This window comes from Klebsiella sp. NPDC088457 (assembly GCF_044900465.1).
In the GTDB taxonomy this organism is placed as follows: domain Bacteria; phylum Pseudomonadota; class Gammaproteobacteria; order Enterobacterales; family Enterobacteriaceae; genus Klebsiella.
Genome location: NZ_JBJDNH010000047.1, coordinates 21,055 through 40,468 on the forward strand (window position 1 = coordinate 21,055; position 19,414 = coordinate 40,468).

Here is a 19,414-nt window from a genome sequence, read left to right on the forward strand (position 1 = left end):
CGGGAAATAATAATTATGACTATGAATAACGAAACCGACAAAACTGCGGTAGGTGAAATTCTGACCCGTACTGAACTGTTAAAAACCTGGGCGTTAAATTACTCGTCAGAAACCTGTTATAACTACGAACGTTTACAGGCTTTAGGACAGGCCAGTGCGATGGTTCCGGTAGTACGCAAACTCTATCCGGGGGATAAAGCCCGGCAGGTGAAAGAATTGAAGAAGTATTTTAATTTCTTTAATACCGAACCGTCATTCTGCGGCCACGTGATTACCGGTGTATCGGTGGCAATGGAAGAGCAGAGAGCAAAAGGTATGGATCTGCCGCCGGAAGCGATAACCTCGCTACGTTCTGGATTGATGGGGCCGGTAGCCGGGATCGGCGACACTCTCCAGGCCATTGTTTACTCTATTCTCGCGGCTATCGCCTGTAATCTGGCGATTCAGGGAAATTTCGCCGGCCCCATACTCTTTGAGCTGGGGTATAAGTTCATCATGATCTTCTGCAGTTTAAATATGTTCTTTCTGGGCTATCGAAAAGGTCGCACGGTGATCCTGGATATTTTGAAAAAAGGCTTAATGGATAAACTGACCGATGCCTTTGGGCTTATTGGGCTAATGGTGGTCGGAGGTATGGCGGCTTCGCGCGTTGATATTGTGACCCCATTGGTGATACATATTAAAGGTGCTAATATTGGCATTCAGGATATTTTAAATACATTATTACCATCGTTAATTCCGCTGATAATTACACTCGGCATACTAAAAATGATTCGCCGAAAAATGAAACCCAATACGGTTATTGCGGTTATATTTATCGTCGGCATTATTACCTCCTGGCTTGGTATTCTGGCGGTTCCTGCACAATAACTTAAATTACATCCGGCTTGCCTCAGATTACAGGTCTTTGGCCTGTAATCTGGACGCACGCCTGAATTATAGAGGATAATCAAATGAAAGTATTATCATTGACGGAATTAGGTAAGTTTTCACTCGAGGAAAGACCTGTTCCTGTACCTGCTGCCGGAGAGGTGTTAGTAAAAGTTCGCGCCGCAGGTATTTGTGGTTCCGATATTCCGCGCGCGTTTGTTAACGGCCCGTATCATTATCCCATTGTGCTTGGCCACGAATTTTCCGGCCAGATTGAAAAAGTTGCGGAGGATGTGGATTCGGGGCTAATTGGTCGCAAAGTGGCAATATTCCCTCTGATTCCCTGTAACAAATGTGCCTTTTGCCAGGAGCGTCACTTTGCAAAATGCATTCAGTACAGCTACTTCGGTTCCCGACAGGATGGTGGATTTAGTGAATATCTGACCGTCCCATTATTTAACCTTGTGTTCCTGAATGACGATGCGGATTTACGTGAAGCGGCTATGCTGGAACCTGCCGTTGTTGGACTGCACGTGATGCGCCGCGCTCGTCTGGATATGAACGATAACGTAGTGATTTATGGTGCCGGGCCGATTGGTATCATGATCGCGCGCTGGGCGGCGATTTATGGCGCGCGTAAAGTCATGCTGGTCGATGTTGACAGTAAGAAAATCGATTTCTGCCGTTCTCTGGGCTTTGAACTACTGTGCGACGCCCGTCGGGACGATCCGGTTGACTGGGTCATGCATCAGACCGAGGGCAACGGTGCAGATGTCTGTATTGAAGGCAGCGGTTCCTCCGGCGGACTCTCCAACTCTCTTCTTTCCTGCCGCGTGTTTGGCAAGGTACTGATGCTCGGCAACCCTCATGGGGATATGCATATTCCCCGCGGCGTCTATGACAAATTTATGCGTAAAGAAGCCGCGCTTCTTGGGGTCTTCAACTCCGTTTATAAGCAGCAGCCACATGACGAATGGCAGGATGCTGCAGCGGCCATCGGCAGCGGAAAACTCAAAGTTAGCGATTTAATCACCCATGAGGTGGGTATTGATGGACTCGCCGATCTTTTCGACCTGGTTCATGCGAATGACACCTTATTCTGTAAAGCAATGATGGTGATTTAAATGACGAACGCAAGTTATTCAGCAGCGGCGCAGGCGATTACCAGTGAAATTGCATCGGTATTAAAGAACATCGATGAGGCGCAGATTGCCGACTATATTGCGGCACTACGCCAGGCCAATAAGGTCTTTTTCGTCGGGGTCGGTCGTGTTGCGCTGGCGCTGGAAACCACGGTCAAACGCCTGAACCACATCGGCATTACCGCCTGTGAGGTCGGCGCTATTAATGAACCGCCTATTGCTCCTGGCGATGTGCTGGTGGTGGGCTCCGGATCGGGTGAGTCTATCTTTCCGAAACATATTGCCCAATGTGCGAAACGCTATGGCGCGACGGTGGTACACCTGACTTCCAGCCCGGCAAGCACCATTGCCCGTATGTCAGACGTGGTGGTGGATTTCCACTGCGGTTCTAAGTCCGGCAGCGGCACGCAAATGTCTATTCAACCGATGACTACCTTGTTTGAACAATCGCTGATGATTTTTGGCGATCTTATCTGCCTGCGCATTATGGATATGCAGGGTATGACCTTTGAGCAGGTCCGCCTGAACCATGCGAACCTGGAATGATTTGCTAATGCGGGCCGTCATGTCCCGCAGGAGGATGACATGAAAGTTGTTGCACTACGTGCTGTGGGCGATCTGGCGCTGGAGGAGCGAGAATTACCGGTACCGAAAAGCGGAGAGGTCAGGGTCAAAGTGATGGCCTCCGGGGTCTGCGGATCGGATATTCCCAGAATATGGCGCACGGGAACGCCGTCATTTCCTCGGGTGATCGGCCACGAATTTTCCGGACGGATTGACGCCGTAGGGATCGGGGGAGATGAAGCGCTCATCGGGCGACGGGTGGCGGTGTTCCCCATCAAACCCTGTCACGACTGCGTGTTCTGCCGGCATCATCACTATGCCAGATGTCTGAACTACAGCTCGTACGGCTCCCGCTGCGATGGCGGTTTTAGCGAATATCTTACGGTGCCGCTATTTAACCTGGTATTTTTTGCTGACGACGTTAGCTATCCGCAGGCGGCGATGCTGGAGCCCGCCACAATCGCGCTACACGTGGTACGGCGGGCGGCGCTCGACCTCAACGACACCGTGGCTATTATTGGCGCGGGGCCGATCGGACTGCTAACCGCCCGCTGGGCGCAGCTCCACGGAGCCGGAAAAATTGTGCTGCTGGATATCGATCCCGACAAAATCGCCTTCTGCAAACAGCTCGGCTTTGAGTATGCGCTGCGCTGCGATGAGGCAGGGGCGCTGGATAGTCTTCGACAGCTAACCGACGGAGGTGCCCATGTGGTCATTGAAGGCAGCGGTAGCGCTCCTGGGCTTTGCTTCGCGCTGGATGCCTGCCGTACCTTTGGCAGCGTGATGCTGCTGGGCAATTGCCATGAGGAAATGGTTATTCCACGCCTTGCCTATGACCGGGCGATGCGTAAGGAGCTAACGCTGACCGGTGTGTACAACTCAGTCTACAAAGGAGATCCCCACGATGAATGGGCGGATGCAGCGCGGGCTATCAGTTCCGGCGCTTTGCAAGTTAGTGACCTCATTTCCCATCAGGTTGGTATCGGACAGGCGATCGATCTCTTAAACGCCATTCATCAGCGTCAGCAATTTACCTGCAAATGCATGGTGACGGCACAGGAGTAACTTATGAAATTACCGGCTATTGCACCTTCACTTATGTGCATGGATCTGCTTGAGTTTCGCAATCAGATTCAGTTTCTGAACGACAAGGTTGCCTGGTTTCACGTGGACATTATGGATGGACACTTTGTTCCGAATTTGACGCTTTCCCCTTGGTTTGTTTCAAGCCTGAGTCAGCTGGCCAAAGCGCCGATCGACTGTCATCTGATGGTGACAGATCCGGAAAATTACGTTGCGCCCCTCGCGAAAGCCGGGGCGACAATGGTCAGCTTTCACGCGGAGGCGGTCAACGGAAAAGCCTTCCGTTTGATTGATACTATTCGTCGGGTGGGAATGCAGTGCGGGCTGGTGCTCAACCCGGAAACTCAGCTGGAGGATGTGACGCTTTACCTGGCCCGTATTGATAAGGTCACCATTATGACCGTCGATCCGGGATTCGCCGGCCAGGTGTTTATTCCTGAAATGCTGGGAAAAATAAAAGCTTTTGCCTCATGGCGTGAACAGCATGGCCTGAACTACCTGATTGAGGTTGATGGTTCCTGTAACAAGAATACCTACGCCAGCCTGATGGCAGCAGGAGCCGATATTCTGATCATGGGTTCAAGCGGACTATTTAACCATGCGCCGGAAATTGCAGCGGCGTGGCAAATGATGCAATCCGACCTGCAGGAGGCTTTAGCTCCGGTGTAAAGGGACGGGCGCGATGCTGACATCGCGCCGCTTCCTCTATTTGTCCTCCAGCATATCCATAATGTAGAGTAGTTCGTCATCGCTTAGTTTTACCCCTGTTTTATTTTCCAGCATATCGTTCGCCGTCTGGTAAATCGCCATTACCGGGCTGGAAAGATATTCCTCCCTGTTCTGTTTGTTGTAGGTAATGGTCTCGTTACGTACTGAACGTTCGAGAGCCAGGCAAATATGTACGCAGATGTTAAGTAATCCGCTGCCCTGATCCTCCAGCCGCCGATGCTCCTTAATCACCTGAATAAATGACATCACAATGGGCACCGCCTTTTTGGGGTTGAGAAAAACCACGAAATCCTGCAGGTACTGTTCGCTCAATTTGGTCAGAGTGACTGGGTTGTCAGCCCTGTTTTGGCGAACGTAGCTGCTGCCGATCACCGTCTGAAACTTAAGCTCTCCCTGGCGGGAAAAAAATTCCGCTAGCGGAATATGAGGCAGATTAAACTCTGGATCGACTATCCCAACCGAGAGCAGTACCTGGTACTCGCTTAACAAACTCTGCCGTCGACTGAACATTTCATCGGCGGAAAGATTTATAATGTGAATATCGCTGCGGTTGATTTCATCTAGTACCGAACGCAACAGCGACTGCAGTTTTTTAGCGATCCCCTCGCCAGAAGAACAGATGGCCAGAACCGCCAACGGCTTATCAGGCACCGGCTGTTCCCGATGCTGATTCGCGCCGTAGCCTTTGAAATGGAGTAGACTGAAATAGATATCGTCCAGTTCGACATTGAGAATGGACGTGCGGCGCAGCGCCTCGATCACCAGCGGGGTAGAGACCATATCCAGGGTACGCATCGCTATCCGGCACTCCTGGGCGATAATATCCCCGGCATGCAGCAGCGAGCCCATATCGACCAACAGTAAAAATCCCCGGGCGTTAGGCGTTGCCAGAATCGTCTCTTTTATCTGTGCGATGGCCTGGTTGGGACGAATATTCAGAGGCATATTAACCGCCGAAATGTTCTCTTCGGCGATCAGCGTACGGGCAATGTCTACCATATTACTGGCAATGAAATCCCCGTGGGTGGCGACAATTACGTGGATCAACTTCTCTTTTTCGCGGATCACCAGTGAGCTGAGTAAAATGGTCAGGTAAGCTACTTCATCTTCATGAATGTCGATACTGAATTCATCTTGCAGTCGTTTCTTAATGGTTAAGGCGGAATCATATTCCGGGAGTTTGTTAACCCGGTAGCGGCGTATCCAGCTATTACCGGGGGAATGAGTGTGGTTCCGGGTGAGATTCGTCAGGTGATACCCCAGTGAGAACAGAAAATTATCGCCGAACTCTTTTCCCATCTGTAGCTCAATTTCTGTTTTAAGCGACTGACAAAAAAGTAGCATTTTCTTATCTAGCCCGTGATCGAACCACTGGCGCATTCGCGGAAGCTTAACATCAATATAGTTATTAATTTCCGAAGTGATAAAGCGGTTGATATCGCTATCGGTAAAGTTCTGCTCCAGCATAAAATTAATTTTATTATCAATAAAATCATACATTCGTAACGGGCTGTCGTTTTTGTTGATGCTGAGTGCCGGATGAGCGGGAATGGCGTCCGGTAAAATAGTCATAATATCGCCCAGGCTATATTGCAGGCGGGCCAGATAATCATTATTACGTTTAAGATTAAAGATCCCCGTTTTGATATCCAGCGCGAGCTGCTCAAAGCGGATATCCAGCATCTGTTGCTGCTGATGTTTTTCCACAAAAAAATGGGCGCAGACCGACTGAATTGTCGATTTAAGTTTACCCACATTGCCAGCAAAGGAGCTGCCAAGTATCGATTTGGCGCTGTCAGCATCGATGGTGATCGTGCAGCCAATGCGCGCCGCCTCGATTTTAAGTAAAAATTTAAGTAGCTCAACTTGCTCCTCAGGAAGGCGGTTAGCGAGGCCGGGTAAATTGATGGTGATGGGGATTCTTCTCAGGAAGGTGGAGAGTAATGAGGAGCTGGGATCTTCAGTTGTGGCGCAGATGAGCAGGATCTCGGCGCGGCGATCGCGCTTTGTTTCACCGAGCTGTCCCCATGTTCCGGTATCGATAAAGTAGAAGATCATCTCCTGACCTTCCGGTGGCAGACGGTGTACCTCGTCAAGGAAAAGCATACCGCCGTCGGCTTCACTTAACAGACCGGGCTTGTCTTTATCGGCGCCGGTAAACGTTCCTTTGGCATGACCAAAAATATGAGAAACCAACAGCTGTGGGTTGCTGGCATAATCGGCACAGTTAAACACAATAAAAGGTGCTTGTTCTTTCAGAAGCCGCCGGGCGATAGCATAGTTATACATTAGCCGGGCAAACAAACTTTTACCAGTACCGGTCTCACCGGTTAACAACGTATGTAGGCCGTGCGGTGGGTAAATAATAGCAGCCTTTGCCTGACTAATTTGTTTTTGCAAACTGTCATGATAGCCAATCAGATAAGTGAAAGGATCGTCGATAGCCGGAGAACTTACTTTTTCGCTGATTAATTCGGTGTTGACAAAATAATAAACCGGACGTGTGTTACTTTTAGAGATAACTCCCTCTTTAACCAGCATATTTAAATCACTACTGACGTTCGGGCGTGAAATTTTCAGCGTCTCGGATATTTGTTGCGTTGTTGTGCCGCCCGGTATTTTTTTACATAAATCAGCGAGATAAGTAAGGATTCTTTTTTTACGGGTCATTTTGTCTTTTGATTATAATTTACAGGGTAGGGTAATTATATAAAGTCTGGTGATTATTACTGTGAGCCAGCAAGAAAAGATACAGAACCTGTATTTTGCGCGGAATGACTTACGGAGAGTGGGGGATTTATATGCAAACCCCCTCGATAAGAGGGGGTTAATTGACAGCAAATTACTGCTGCTGGGAAGACTGAATCGCGGTCAGCGCGATGGTGTAGACGATATCGTCAACCAGCGCGCCGCGGGACAGATCGTTCACCGGCTTACGCATACCCTGCAGCATCGGCCCGATGGAGATCAGGTCAGCGGAACGCTGTACGGCTTTGTAAGTGGTGTTACCGGTGTTCAGATCCGGGAAGATGAACACGGTGGCGCGGCCGGCAACCGGAGAGTTCGGCGCTTTGGACTTCGCCACGTCAGCCATCACCGCAGCATCGTACTGCAGCGGACCGTCGATCATCAGGTCAGGACGTTTTTCCTGAGCCAGACGGGTCGCTTCACGCACTTTCTCCACATCGCTACCGGCACCGGAAGTCCCGGTGGAGTAGGAGAGCATCGCCACGCGCGGCTCAATGCCGAACGCAATCGCGGAGTCTGCGGACTGAATCGCGATTTCGGCCAGTTGTTCTGCGGTCGGATCCGGGTTGATCGCGCAGTCGCCGTAAACGTAAACCTGTTCAGGCAGCAGCATGAAGAACACGGAAGAGACCAGCGAGCTGCCCGGCGCCGTTTTGATCAGCTGCAGCGGCGGACGGATGGTGTTGGCGGTGGTGTGTACCGCGCCGGAAACCAGACCGTCGACTTCGTCTTGTTCCAGCATCAGGGTGCCGAGAACCACGTTGTCTTCCAGCTGCTCGCGCGCGACCGCTTCGGTCATGCCCTTGCTCTTACGCAGTTCGACCAGGCGAGCCACGTAGCTCTCGCGAACCACTTCCGGATCGACGATTTCGATGCCTGCGCCCAGTTCCACGCCCTGAGCGGCGGCAACGCGGTTGATCTCATCCGGGTTACCCAGCAGCACGCAGGTCGCAATACCGCGCTCTGCACAAATGGCGGCGGCTTTAACGGTACGCGGCTCATCGCCTTCCGGCAGAACCACACGTTTGCCCGCTTTGCGCGCCAGCTCGGTCAGCTGGTAGCGGAAGGCCGGAGGAGACAGGCGACGGCTACGCTCGGAGGTGGCGGTCAGAGACTCGATCCAGTCGGCGTTGATGTAACTGGCCACGTATTCCTGAACTTTCTCGATACGCTCGTGATCGTCAACCGGGACTTCGAGGTTGAAGCTCTGCAGGCTCAGGGAGGTCTGCCAGGTGTTGGTGTTGACCATGAATACCGGCAGGCCGGTAGCGAACGCACGTTCGCACAGCTTGCTCACGCGAGCGTCCATTTCGTAGGCGCCGGTCAGCAGCAGGGCGCCGATTTCAACGCCGTTCATGGCGGCGAGGCAGGCGGCAACCAGCACGTCAGGACGGTCTGCGGAAGTCACCAGCAGAGAGCCGGCGCGGAAGTGTTCCAGCATGTGCGGAATGCTGCGCGCACAGAAGGTCACCGATTTCACGCGGCGGGTGTTAATGTCGCCTTCGTTGACGATGGTGGCATTCAGGTGGCGCGCCATATCGATAGCACGGGTAGCAATCAGATCGAAGCTCCACGGTACCGCGCCCAGAATCGGCAGCGCGCTGCCGGTGGCCAGCTGAGCCGGATCGATCTTCACCACTTTCGCTTTCGAGGAGTCATCGAAAATTTCCGACAGATCGGGACGAGTACGCCCCTGTTCGTCAACCGGTGCGTTCAGCTTGTTGACGATAACACCGGTGATGTTGGTGTTCTTCGCGCCGCCGAAGCTGTTGCGGGTCAGTTCGATACGTTCGTTCAGCTGTTCCTGGGTATCGGTACCCTGAGACATGACGAAGACGATTTCCGCGTTCAGCGTTTTAGCGATTTCGAAGTTCAGGGACTGAGCGAACTGGTGTTTACGGGTCGGAACCAGGCCTTCAACCAGCACGACTTCAGCATCCTGAGTCGTTGCGTGGTAGTTAGCGATGATCTCTTCCATCAGCACGTCTTTCTGATTGCTGGACAGCAGCGACTCGACGTGGCTCATCTTCAGCGGCTCGGCGGCCGGAAGATTGGAATTTGCGCGTACGATGGTGGTGGTCTGGTCTGGCGCATCGCCGCCAGCGCGTGGTTGGGCGATAGGTTTAAAGACGCTAAGACGAACGCCTTTGCGCTCCATCGCACGGATAACACCGAGGCTGACGCTGGTCAGGCCAACGCTGGTTCCGGTAGGGATCAGCATGATTATACGGGACACGATATATCCTCTTTCGTTACCGCCAGTATCAGGCGGGAGACAAAACTGCACCACCAGCTTCTCGTCATACTTCAGGTTGCATCTACGTTGGCCTGGTAACCCGGCTCATCCATAAGCCTCGCCCTTGCGGGCCGCCTTCCTGCAACGCGAAGTATTTAAGGTTATCGCTGGCGGTGTGGCATCAGGCAGTCAGACGATTGGCGTCTTGCGCGATGACCAGCTCTTCGTTGGTCGGGATGACCAGAGCCGGGCGGGTGCCTTCTTTGTTGATGAAGCCAGACTTGCCGAAACGGGCCGCCAGGTTACGCTCGTGATCAACATCGAAGCCCAGAACGCCGAGTTTGCCCAGCGACAGCTCGCGTACCATGGCCGCGTTTTCACCGATACCGCCGGTGAAGACCACGGCATCCAGACGGCCGTCCATCAGCGCGGTGTAGGAACCGATGTATTTCGCCAGGCGGTGGCAGTAAACGTCCATCGCGCGTTTAGCGTCTGCTTTATCTGCGTAGTTGTCTTCAACATAGCGGCAGTCGCTGGTAACTTCGGTCAGACCCAGCAGGCCAGACTCTTTGGTCAGCATTTTGTTGATCGCATCAACGCTCATGCCCAGGGAGTCGTGCAGATGGAAAATGATGGCCGGGTCGATATCGCCAGAGCGGGTACCCATGACCAGGCCTTCCAGCGGGGTCAGACCCATAGAGGTGTCAACGCATTTACCGTTGCGGATCGCGGAAACAGAACCACCGTTGCCCAGGTGGCAGGTGATGATGTTCAGTTCTTCAACCGGTTTGTTGAGGACTTTTGCCGCTTCCTGAGTCACGTAGAAGTGGCTGGTGCCGTGTGCGCCGTAGCGACGTACGCCGTGCTCTTTGTACAGGCTGTACGGCAGGGCGTACAGATAGGATTCTTCCGGCATGGTCTGGTGGAACGCGGTGTCGAACACGGCAACGTTCTTATCTTTCAGGTGCGGGAAGGATTTCAGTGCTTCAGCAATACCGATCAGGTGAGCCGGGTTGTGCAGCGGCGCGAAAGAGGCGGAATCTTTGATGCCCTGAATCACGGAGTCATCAATGACCACGGAGCTGGTGTATTTTTCACCACCGTGAACGATACGATGGCCGATTGCGGTCAGCTGAGCAGACAGTTCTGGTTTTTGTGCCAGAATAGTGTTAACGATAAAGTTAAGCGCTTCACTGTGAGCGGCGCCAGCGCCGAGATCCGCTTCGTGTTTGCTGCCATCCATTTTCCATTTGATACGGGCTTCAGGAAGATGGAAACATTCAGCTAAACCAGACAGATATTCGTCACCGTTTACGGCATCAAGGATAGCAAATTTCAGTGAGGAGCTACCGCAGTTCAGAACCAGTACTAACTTACTCGACATGGAAGTACCTTTTATGATACGTGGCTAAAAAAACGTCAGTGTGTCACAAAGCGTAGCGCAGGATGACAACGACATTTATGATTAACATCATGCCTTGTTCTGTTTTCGGGCACGATGGGAGAAGTACATTTGATTTTATGCCATTTTGGATAATTTTCAGCCAATGGCAGAATGTGCGATAATTTGACTAACCTGGTCAAAGGGTCTATCGCCCTTTCAGGCGGGCACAGGATACCTGATTGCCGCAGCCATTGCCAAAATGTTTTGAACGTTGTCATGCATAGTTGGTGTTTTGCACGAATATTTTAAGATTTATATGTAAAGTTGAGGTAAAGCCATGTCGACCCCCGAGAATCGCCCCGTTAGCTTTTTTGGCTTGTTTCGCCACGGGCAGCACTATGCAAAGACCTGGCCTTTGGACAAACGCCTCGCCCCGGTATTTATTGAAAACCGCATCATTCGCGCCACCCGCTACGCGATCCGCATTATGCCGCCGGTCGCTATCTTTACGCTGTGCTGGCAAATCGCGCTAGGCGGTCAGCTTGGCCCGGCGGTCGCGACCGCGCTGTTCGCCCTGAGTTTACCGATGCAGGGATTATGGTGGTTGGGCAAGCGTTCGGTAACGCCGCTGCCGCCATCGGTACTGAACTGGTTTTATGAAGTGCGCGGCAAATTGCAGGAGGCAGGGCAGGCGCTGGCGCCGGTTGACGGCAAGCCGGATTATCAGGCTCTGGCTGACACGCTTAAGCGCGCCTTCAAACAACTGGATAAAACTTTCCTTGATGATTTGTAATTCACCAGGGAAAACGCATATAAAAGAAGGCGCATAATTAATGCGCCTTCTTTTTTCACGCCATAAAGTGCTACAGGAGTCAAAAATGGAAATGACCAATGCGCAGCGTCTGATTTTATCGAATCAGTACAAGATGATGACGATGCTCGACCCGGACAACGCTGAACGTTACCGCCGTCTACAGACCATCATTGAGAGTGGATACGGACTGCAAATGCGCGAGCTGGACCGCGAATTTGGCCAGCTGACGGAAGAAACCTGCCGTACCGTCATTGATATCATGGAAATGTATCATGCGCTGCATGTCTCCTGGGCCAACCTGAAGGACGCCAGTGAAATTGACGAACGCCGGGTGACCTTCCTCGGGTTTGACGTGGCAAGCGAAGCGCGTTTCCTCGGCTATGTGCGCTTTATCGTTAACGTTGAAGGGCGCTATAGCCACTTCGACGCCGGCACCCACGGCTTCAACTCTCAAACGCCGATGTGGGATAAATATCAGCGGATGCTCAGCGTTTGGCACTCTTGCCCGCGCCAGTATCATTTAAGCAGTAACGAAATTAATCACATTATTAATGCCTGATGGAGGTTCCCGTGCAGTGTAAAGGTTTCCTGTTTGATCTTGACGGGACGTTGGTCGATTCGTTGCCGGTGGTGGAACGCGCGTGGTGCAAATGGGCGGATCGATTCGCCATCCCGCGTGATGAGGTGCTTAACTTCATTCATGGCAAGCAGGCAATCACCTCTTTACGCCATTTTTTAGCGGGGCGCAGTGAAGAGGAGATCCAGGCGGAGTTCACCTATCTTGAAGCGGTGGAAGCGGCGGATACCGATGGCATCACGGCGCTGCCGGGCGCGGTCGCGCTGCTGGCCACTCTGGATGAGGCGGGGATCCCGTGGGCCATCGTCACCTCAGGTTCGGTGCCCGTTGCCCACGCCCGCCATCGCGCTGCGGGGCTGCCTGAGGCTAAAGTCTTCGTCACCGCGGAGCGCGTGAAGCATGGCAAACCGGCGCCGGATGCCTACCTGCTCGGAGCGGAACTGCTGGGACTGGCGCCGCAGGAGTGCGTCGTGGTGGAGGATGCGCCAGCCGGGCTACTTTCCGGGCTGGCCGCCGGGTGTCATACCATCGCCGTGAATGTGCCGGCGGATGCGCCTCGTCTCAATGAAGCCGATTTTGTGCTGACCAGCCTTGAAAGCCTGGCGGTTGAGAAGCTGGCGGACGGTAGGGTGAATGTCGCTCTTAAAGCGTGATCTCATGATATAGCCCCGCATCGCCGGGGCTTTTTTATGCAAAAATTCCGGCTCCATCTTCAGACAAGGATAGGTTGTGAACGGTGAACTGATTTGGGTGTTGTCTCTTCTTGCCGTCGCGGTTGTGCTCTTTGCCAGCGGGAAAGTGCGCGTGGATGCGATCGCGCTGCTGGTTATTGTGGCCTTCGTGCTCAGCGACACGCTGACGCTCAGCGAAGCGTTCTCCGGATTTAGCGACCCGAACGTGATTTTGATCGCGGCGCTATTTATTATTGGCGATGGCCTGGTGCGTACCGGGGTCGCCACCAAGGTCGGCAGCTGGCTGGTGAAAGTGGCCGGCAACAGCGAAACGAAAATGCTGGTCTTTCTGATGCTGACCGTCGCCGGTCTGGGGGCCTTTATGAGCTCAACCGGCGTGGTGGCGATCTTTATTCCGGTGGTGCTCAGCGTCTCGCTGCGGATGAATACCTCGCCCTCGCGCCTGATGATGCCGCTCAGTTTTGCCGGCCTGATCAGCGGGATGATGACGCTGGTCGCCACGCCGCCAAACCTGGTGGTGAACAGCGAGCTGCTGCGTGAAGGGCTGGAGGGGTTTAGTTTTTTTAGCGTGACGCCGATCGGCCTGGTGGTACTGGTGCTGGGCGTAGTTTATATGCTGGCGGTGCGCTTTATGCTGCGCGGCGGCGAGGGCGAACAGACGCGCGACGGGCGTAAAAGAAGCACCTTTCGCGATTTAATCAAAGAGTACCATTTGACCGGCCGGGCCCGTCGGCTGGCGATTCGCCCGGGCTCGCCGATGATTGGTCAACGCCTGGATGACCTTAAGCTGCGTGAACGCTACTGCGCGAACGTCATCGGCGTGGAGCGCTGGCGTCGTTTTCGCCGGGTTATCGTGAATGTTAACGGCGTCTCTGAATTTCGCGCCCGCGATGTGCTGCTGATCGATATGTCGGCTTCAGACGTCGATTTACGTCAGTTCTGCGGGGAGCAGATGCTCGAACCGATGGTGCTGCGCGGCGAATATTTCGCTGACCAGGCGCTGGATGTCGGCATGGCGGAGGTGTCATTGATTCCTGACTCGGAGCTGATCGGCAAAACGGTGCGCGAAATCGGTTTTCGTACCCGCTTTGGCCTCAATATCGTTGGCCTGAAACGCGATGGCAAGGCCCTTGATGGTTCAGTGGTCGATGAGTCGCTGCAACTGGGCGATATTATGCTGGTGGTGGGGGACTGGCGGTACATCGGCCAGCTGGCGAAACGCGGTCGTGATTTTGTGGTCCTCAACATGCCGGTTGAAGTGAATGACGCTTCGCCCGCGCACAGTCAGGCCCCGCATGCGATCTTCTGCCTGGTGCTGATGGTCGCCCTGATGCTCACCGATGAGATCCCCAATCCTATCGCCGCCATTATCGCCTGTCTGCTGATGGGGAAATTCCGCTGCATCAATGCCGAGAGCGCCTATAAAGCCATCCACTGGCCTAGCATTATTTTAATTGTTGGTATGATGCCGTTTGCGCTGGCGCTGCAAAAAACCGGCGGCGTCGATTTGGTGGTTCAGGGGCTAATGGATGTGGCCGGTAGTCAAGGCCCGTATGTGATGTTGGGCTGCCTGTTCGTGATGTGCGCGACCATCGGTCTGTTTATTTCCAACACCGCAACGGCGGTGCTGATGGCGCCGATAGCGCTGGCGGCGGCGAAATCAATGGACGTTTCGCCTTATCCCTTTGCCATGGTGGTGGCGATGGCGGCATCGGCGGCCTTCATGACACCGGTCTCTTCGCCGGTGAATACTCTGGTACTGGGCCCCGGGAAATACACCTTCAGCGACTTCGTCAAGATTGGCGTGCCGTTTACCGTGCTGGTGATGGTGGTTTGCGTGCTGCTCATTCCGGTGCTGTTCCCCTTCTGAACGGCTCGATAGCCCGGCTCAGGCGGTGTTCACCGCAAGCCGGGTTAGCGCCGATTTACAGCGGGGAATCCTGGCTGATTTCGTCCAGCGACAGCTGGAAGCTGGGGACGAACACCCGCATAAAGTAGTCCATCTCCTCGCTGCGGCGAGACGCCAGGGTCTTCTCAAGCCGGCCCTTAGCCAGTAAAAACTCGTTGTTACCGGCCGACAGCTCTTCCAGGCATTTCAGGTAGGCGCAAAGCGCGTCGGCCTGTTTGACGATCGACTGCTCATCTTCGCTATAGAGATGCTCGTCGATCAGCGGTGCAAAGATATCGCGCAGTTCGTCAGGAACCATGTCGATCAGCTTTTGCTGGGCAATCTTTTCGATCGCCTTATATTCTTGCGCAATCTGCGAATTGAAATATTTTACCGGGGTCGGGAGATCGCCGGTTAAGACCTCCGACGCATCGTGATACATTGCCAGGAGCGCAATTCGCTCGGCATTAACCGTGCCGCCAAACTTACGGTTCTTAATAGCGGCCAGCGCGTGGGCGACCATCGCTACCTGCAGACTGTGCTCGGAGACGTTTTCGGTGCGGACATTGCGCATCAACGGCCAGCGGTTAATCAGCTTCAGGCGAGAGAGGTGGGCAAAGAAATGACTCTGACTCATAGGAACCCTTAATCAGTGACAACATCGGGTGCTATTGTGCGCAGGGATTGTCGCCGGATGCAAACACCGGCGGCAAGGCTTATCAGAGCTGATGATAGCCGGAGAGGAAGCGGCCAAAGCGAGAAATCGCCATTTCCAGATCGTCCTCGCGCGGGAGGGTGACAATACGCACATGATCCGGCCACGGCCAGTTAAAGGCGGTCCCCTGAACCAGCAGCACTTTCTCCTGCAGCAGGAAGTCGAGCACCATCTTCTGATCGTCGTGAATGTTAAAGCGCTTCGCGTCGATTTTCGGGAACATATACAGCGCTCCTTTCGGCTTGACGCAGGAGACGCCGGGGATCTCGTTGATCAACTCCCAGGCGCGATTGCGCTGCTCATACAGCCGACCGCCGGGGACGATAAATTCACTGATGCTTTGGTAGCCGCCTAAGGCGGTTTGAATCGCGTGTTGCGCCGGTACGTTGGCGCACAGGCGCATGGAGGCCAGCATCTCCAGCCCTTCAATGTAGCCCTTCGCGTGTTTTTTCGGCCCGTTCAGAACCATCCAGCCCTGGCGGAATCCGGCCACGCGATAGGTTTTAGACAGGCCGTTAAAGGTGACCGTCAGCAGGTCAGGGGCCAGCGCGGCGATCGAATGGTGCTGGGCCTCGTCGTAGAGGATCTTGTCGTAGATCTCATCGGCGAAGATGATCAGGTTGTGCTGGCGGGCAATCTCAACGATCTCCATCAGCAGCTCTTTTGAGTATACCGCCCCGGTCGGGTTGTTCGGGTTGATGATCACGATGCCGCGGGTGCGCGGGGTGATTTTGGCGCGAATATCGTCAAGGTCCGGGAACCAGTCAGCCGATTCATCGCACAGATAGTGCACCGCTTTGCCGCTGGAGAGCGATACCGCAGCGGTCCACAGCGGGTAATCCGGCGCGGGAACCAGCATCTCATCGCCGCTGTTCAGCAGCGCCTGCATGGCCTGGACGATCAGCTCTGAGACGCCGTTGCCGATATAAATATCTTCCACCGTTACGTCACGCATGCCGCGAGCCTGATAGTGCTGCATGATGGCCTTGCGCGCAGAGTAGAGGCCTTTCGAATCACAGTAGCCCTGGGCGGTGGGGAGATTGCGAATAACGTCAACAAGGATCTCGTCGGGGGCATCAAAGCCGAACGGCGCCGGGTTGCCGATGTTCAGTTTCAGGACTTTATTGCCTTCTTCTTCAAGACGTTTTGCCTCTTTCAGAACCGGGCCGCGGATGTCGTAGCAGACGTTATCTAACTTGCTGGATTTTTCGATAGGGGACATGAACCTTTGACCTTTTAGCTGTTATCGCCACTCCCTGCCGTGGAAGTCAGCACGGAACAATGTACTCTTCATCCCCGAGGTTTTGAAGGGTTAACAGGAGAAGATTTTGCTAATATGATTTTTTTGGAGTAATCAATTTAGCTGATGCCGGGCTTTTTGTTTTATACAATATGCCTTCCATTGGTAATTTAATGGTTAAATATTGTGTGTTTTTCGCTATTTAATGAACGTTTATCTGGTTTTCTGCCGGTCGGGAGACATCGGAGCACGTTTTTTGTACGTTTAGCGCGACCCGGCGTAAAAAGGTGTATAACTATTTAAGTAGGATGGCTGTAACGCTAATGTTAAATATGCTGAGCGAGAATATTTAACAAATTAAAAATTTTTTATTTTTTCGCCAGCGGAATTCTGATTTTTGTTAATTTAATTAAAGAGCTGAAAAAAAATTTAAAATTAGCTTTAATAGTAAAGATTAGCTCTTATAAATAATTCAGTTTTCGGTTAGGATACACCTGTTAATATCGATTAAAGGCCTGCCGTTAGCGCGGGTTGGTTGTTAATATATTGTTATTGCAGGCTTTTTTTGTTCGTCTTTGTGCGGGTTGCGAGCGCGTGACTTGTGGGCTGATGGCAGTGCTCTGGTTATTGATGTTTTTTTGAATGCCATCACCGAAACTCGCTCGCGGTAATAAAAAGCGTAGAACTACGAACAAAATATTACTCAGACGTTTCGCACACTTGTCGCGGACGAGTACTTTCAAATGCAATAACGTTCTTCCAGTTGCCGATTCATTTTATGGATGGCACAAGGCTCAAGGAATAGCCGGAAACCTGGAGCACAGCATCAACAAGGCAGGTCAGCATTCGCCACCTGTAAGTGAAGCACATATGATAAATGCAAATCGTCCGATACTAAACCTCGACCTCGATCTGCTGAGAACATTCGTTGCCGTCGCCGATCTGAATACGTTCGCCGCCGCCGCCGCCGCGGTATGCCGTACGCAATCCGCAGTAAGCCAACAGATGCAACGTCTGGAACAGCTGGTTGGAAAAGAACTTTTTGCCCGCCACGGGCGCAATAAATTACTGACCGAGCAGGGTATCCAGCTGCTGGGTTATGCCCGAAAAATCCTGCGTTTTAATGATGAGGCCTGCCTGTCGCTGATGTTCAGCAGCCTGCAAGGCATCTTAACGATAGGGGCCTCGGATGAAACGGCAGAGACGATTCTGCCGTTTTTGTTGAACCGAATCGGCGGCCTCTACCCGAAACTGAACCTGGAAATCAAAGTCCTTAGTCATGTTGAGGCGGTGGAGATGCTGGCCAACGGTGCGATTGACCTCGCGTTGACCACTCACCAGTCCGGATATGTCGATACCCTGACGTTGCGCACTTCGCCAACGTTATGGTACTGCGCGGCCGATTATGTCCTGCGGCACGGGGAGTCGATCCCGCTGATCCTGCTCGAAGAACCGGGACCGTTCCGGGCGGATATCATTGCCGCGCTCAATGCCGCCCGTACCCCATGGCATCTGGCCCATTCCGCTTCGACGCTTGCCGGTGTCAAAGCGGCGGTGAAGGCGGGGCTTGGCGTCACGGCGCGGCCGGTGGAAATGATGAGTCCTGAACTGCGCGTGGTGGGGGAAAACGACGGTCTTCCGGGGCTGCCGGATACGCATTACGTACTGAGCAGCAATCCGCAGAAAGCGAACGAACTGGTGCAGGCGATTTTCCGCTCGCTGCGTCAGGACGATAGCCCATGGTCATCGGAGCCGGTTTTTACCCCGGAAGGGGGAGATAATTCCCTCGTTTCCTGAGGGGATTTAGTTACGCAGATCACAAAAAGCTGGTAACAAATTGTAAGTGTAGAAAAGGGCCACAGAGGTTTGAATTACGCCCTGCGGTTCTTTTTTTTCTTATTTTACAGCGATTTTTACTATTTATTTGTTTTATTTTTATATTTATCAATCAGTTAACCAAGTTGCTGTGCTCACTTCCCGACTTTTCCCTGCACTTTCAATACTTCATGCTAATGTTAAAAAACCGACGGTATTGTTGCTGTTTTACAGCTTTAATTAACAAAAGCGTGTCACAGATCAAGAAAATACCCCTCCTTAGGGGGAGGAATCGAAGCTAAATCCTGTCAAAATAGACGGGTAATTTTGATTTACACCAGAAACGGACACGATTCAACAACACTAAATCCGGTTTGTATGCAAGGTTATTTCGCATAAAAGGGCATTTAATGTTAATGAAAAAAACCTAATGTAAATTAATGTGGTTAAAACTTTTGTTGAAGTTGACAAAAGGTTAAAGAAAGGGGTAAAAAGCCACCGCATATAGCCTTCTACGCTAAGTAGGGACGCTTTTTTGCAAGGTTATTTTTTTATTCCTCCCCGTGAAACGCTGTGGCGTTCATCTGCCAGCAAGAGCAGAGGGTTTAGCGCTACACTTTTTTGGTTAAGCAATGCGTATGTCAACATCCACTGAAGTCATCGCTCATCATTGGGCATTCGCTATATTTCTCATCATTGCCATCGGCCTGTGCTGCCTGATGCTTGTCGGGGGCTGGTACCTCGGCGGTCGCGCGCGCGCGCGTAGCAAAAATACGCCGTTTGAATCGGGGATCGACTCCGTTGGTTCGGCTCGCTTACGTCTTTCTGCGAAGTTTTATCTGTTTGCATTTTTGTTGTTTTTCTTGTAGGTTTATTGTGTTTATCTGTTTGTATTTTTGGGTTGTATCCGTTTAATT

At 52.6% G+C, this 19,414-nt stretch carries 15 protein-coding genes and 1 pseudogene; 11 read left to right on the top strand and 5 right to left on the bottom strand.

The annotated features are described in order from the left end of the window. Positions 1 to 15 precede the first annotated feature (15 nt). From ACI2JR_RS23305 to alsE, 5 genes are all read left to right on the top strand, one after another. Positions 16 to 870 carry a PTS system mannose/fructose/sorbose family transporter subunit IID gene (locus tag ACI2JR_RS23305; protein WP_243655193.1) on the top strand — a complete coding sequence of 285 codons (855 nt, stop codon included), beginning with the start codon at positions 16 to 18 and terminating at the stop codon, positions 868 to 870. Between the two features lie 83 nt (positions 871 to 953). After that, positions 954 to 1,994, top strand: coding sequence for a galactitol-1-phosphate 5-dehydrogenase (locus ACI2JR_RS23310; RefSeq protein ID WP_132725694.1), 1,041 nt, complete (start codon positions 954 to 956; stop codon positions 1,992 to 1,994). Then, positions 1,995 to 2,558, top strand: a complete 564-nt coding sequence (gene hxlB, locus ACI2JR_RS23315) for a 6-phospho-3-hexuloisomerase (RefSeq protein WP_132725692.1) — start codon at positions 1,995 to 1,997, stop codon at positions 2,556 to 2,558. A 39-nt stretch (positions 2,559 to 2,597) separates the two neighbouring features. Beyond that, positions 2,598 to 3,641: a galactitol-1-phosphate 5-dehydrogenase gene (locus ACI2JR_RS23320; RefSeq protein ID WP_132725689.1), complete on the top strand. Its 1,044-nt coding sequence runs from the start codon at positions 2,598 to 2,600 to the stop codon at positions 3,639 to 3,641. 3 nt (positions 3,642 to 3,644) lie between these two features. Next, positions 3,645 to 4,328 (top strand): D-allulose 6-phosphate 3-epimerase, encoded by a 684-nt coding sequence (alsE, locus tag ACI2JR_RS23325; protein ID WP_462479571.1) that lies wholly within the window; start codon positions 3,645 to 3,647, stop codon positions 4,326 to 4,328. Positions 4,329 to 4,364: 36 nt separating this feature from the next. Here the strand turns inward: alsE and ACI2JR_RS23330 are convergent, their stop codons facing one another. The 3 genes from ACI2JR_RS23330 to ackA all read right to left on the bottom strand — a co-directional run bounded on the left by ACI2JR_RS23330 (position 4,365) and on the right by ackA (position 10,756). Continuing rightward, positions 4,365 to 7,058: a sigma 54-interacting transcriptional regulator gene (locus tag ACI2JR_RS23330; protein ID WP_462479572.1), complete on the bottom strand. Its 2,694-nt coding sequence runs from the start codon at positions 7,056 to 7,058 to the stop codon at positions 4,365 to 4,367. A gap of 172 nt (positions 7,059 to 7,230) precedes the next feature. Further along, entirely contained in the window at positions 7,231 to 9,372 is a 2,142-nt protein-coding gene (gene pta, locus ACI2JR_RS23335; RefSeq protein ID WP_132725681.1) for a phosphate acetyltransferase, read from the bottom strand. Between the two features lie 181 nt (positions 9,373 to 9,553). Further along, entirely contained in the window at positions 9,554 to 10,756 is a 1,203-nt protein-coding gene (gene ackA, locus ACI2JR_RS23340; protein WP_132725679.1) for an acetate kinase, read from the bottom strand. Between the two features lie 337 nt (positions 10,757 to 11,093). On the opposite strand from ackA, the gene yfbV reads away from it, so the two are divergent. The 4 genes from yfbV to ACI2JR_RS23360 all read left to right on the top strand — a co-directional run bounded on the left by yfbV (position 11,094) and on the right by ACI2JR_RS23360 (position 14,709). Next, the gene (gene yfbV / locus ACI2JR_RS23345) at positions 11,094 to 11,549 is read left to right on the top strand and encodes a terminus macrodomain insulation protein YfbV (protein WP_132725676.1); all 456 of its coding nucleotides are present in this window, start codon (positions 11,094 to 11,096) and stop codon (positions 11,547 to 11,549) included. Positions 11,550 to 11,634: 85 nt separating this feature from the next. Next, complete coding sequence (locus ACI2JR_RS23350) at positions 11,635 to 12,129, top strand: YfbU family protein (protein WP_462479573.1); 495 nt, start codon at positions 11,635 to 11,637, stop codon at positions 12,127 to 12,129. Positions 12,130 to 12,140: 11 nt separating this feature from the next. After that, complete coding sequence (locus tag ACI2JR_RS23355) at positions 12,141 to 12,800, top strand: sugar phosphatase (protein ID WP_132725671.1); 660 nt, start codon at positions 12,141 to 12,143, stop codon at positions 12,798 to 12,800. A gap of 76 nt (positions 12,801 to 12,876) precedes the next feature. Beyond that, on the top strand, positions 12,877 to 14,709 hold the full coding sequence (locus tag ACI2JR_RS23360) for an SLC13 family permease (RefSeq protein WP_462479574.1): 1,833 nt from the start codon (positions 12,877 to 12,879) through the stop codon (positions 14,707 to 14,709). A 55-nt stretch (positions 14,710 to 14,764) separates the two neighbouring features. Here the strand turns inward: ACI2JR_RS23360 and yfbR are convergent, their stop codons facing one another. Together yfbR and alaA are read right to left on the bottom strand one after the other, a co-directional pair. After that, positions 14,765 to 15,364, bottom strand: a complete 600-nt coding sequence (gene yfbR / locus ACI2JR_RS23365) for a 5'-deoxynucleotidase (protein WP_462479575.1) — start codon at positions 15,362 to 15,364, stop codon at positions 14,765 to 14,767. An 82-nt stretch (positions 15,365 to 15,446) separates the two neighbouring features. Beyond that, on the bottom strand, positions 15,447 to 16,664 hold the full coding sequence (alaA, locus tag ACI2JR_RS23370; RefSeq protein WP_462479576.1) for an alanine transaminase AlaA: 1,218 nt from the start codon (positions 16,662 to 16,664) through the stop codon (positions 15,447 to 15,449). An 888-nt stretch (positions 16,665 to 17,552) separates the two neighbouring features. On the opposite strand from alaA, the gene ACI2JR_RS23375 reads away from it, so the two are divergent. Then, on the top strand, positions 17,553 to 18,479 hold the full coding sequence (locus tag ACI2JR_RS23375) for a LysR family transcriptional regulator (RefSeq protein WP_462479577.1): 927 nt from the start codon (positions 17,553 to 17,555) through the stop codon (positions 18,477 to 18,479). 650 nt (positions 18,480 to 19,129) lie between these two features. Beyond that, positions 19,130 to 19,357: pseudogene (gene nuoA / locus ACI2JR_RS23380) on the top strand (NADH-quinone oxidoreductase subunit NuoA); the annotation flags it as partial. Between the last annotated feature and the right edge of the window lie 57 nt (positions 19,358 to 19,414).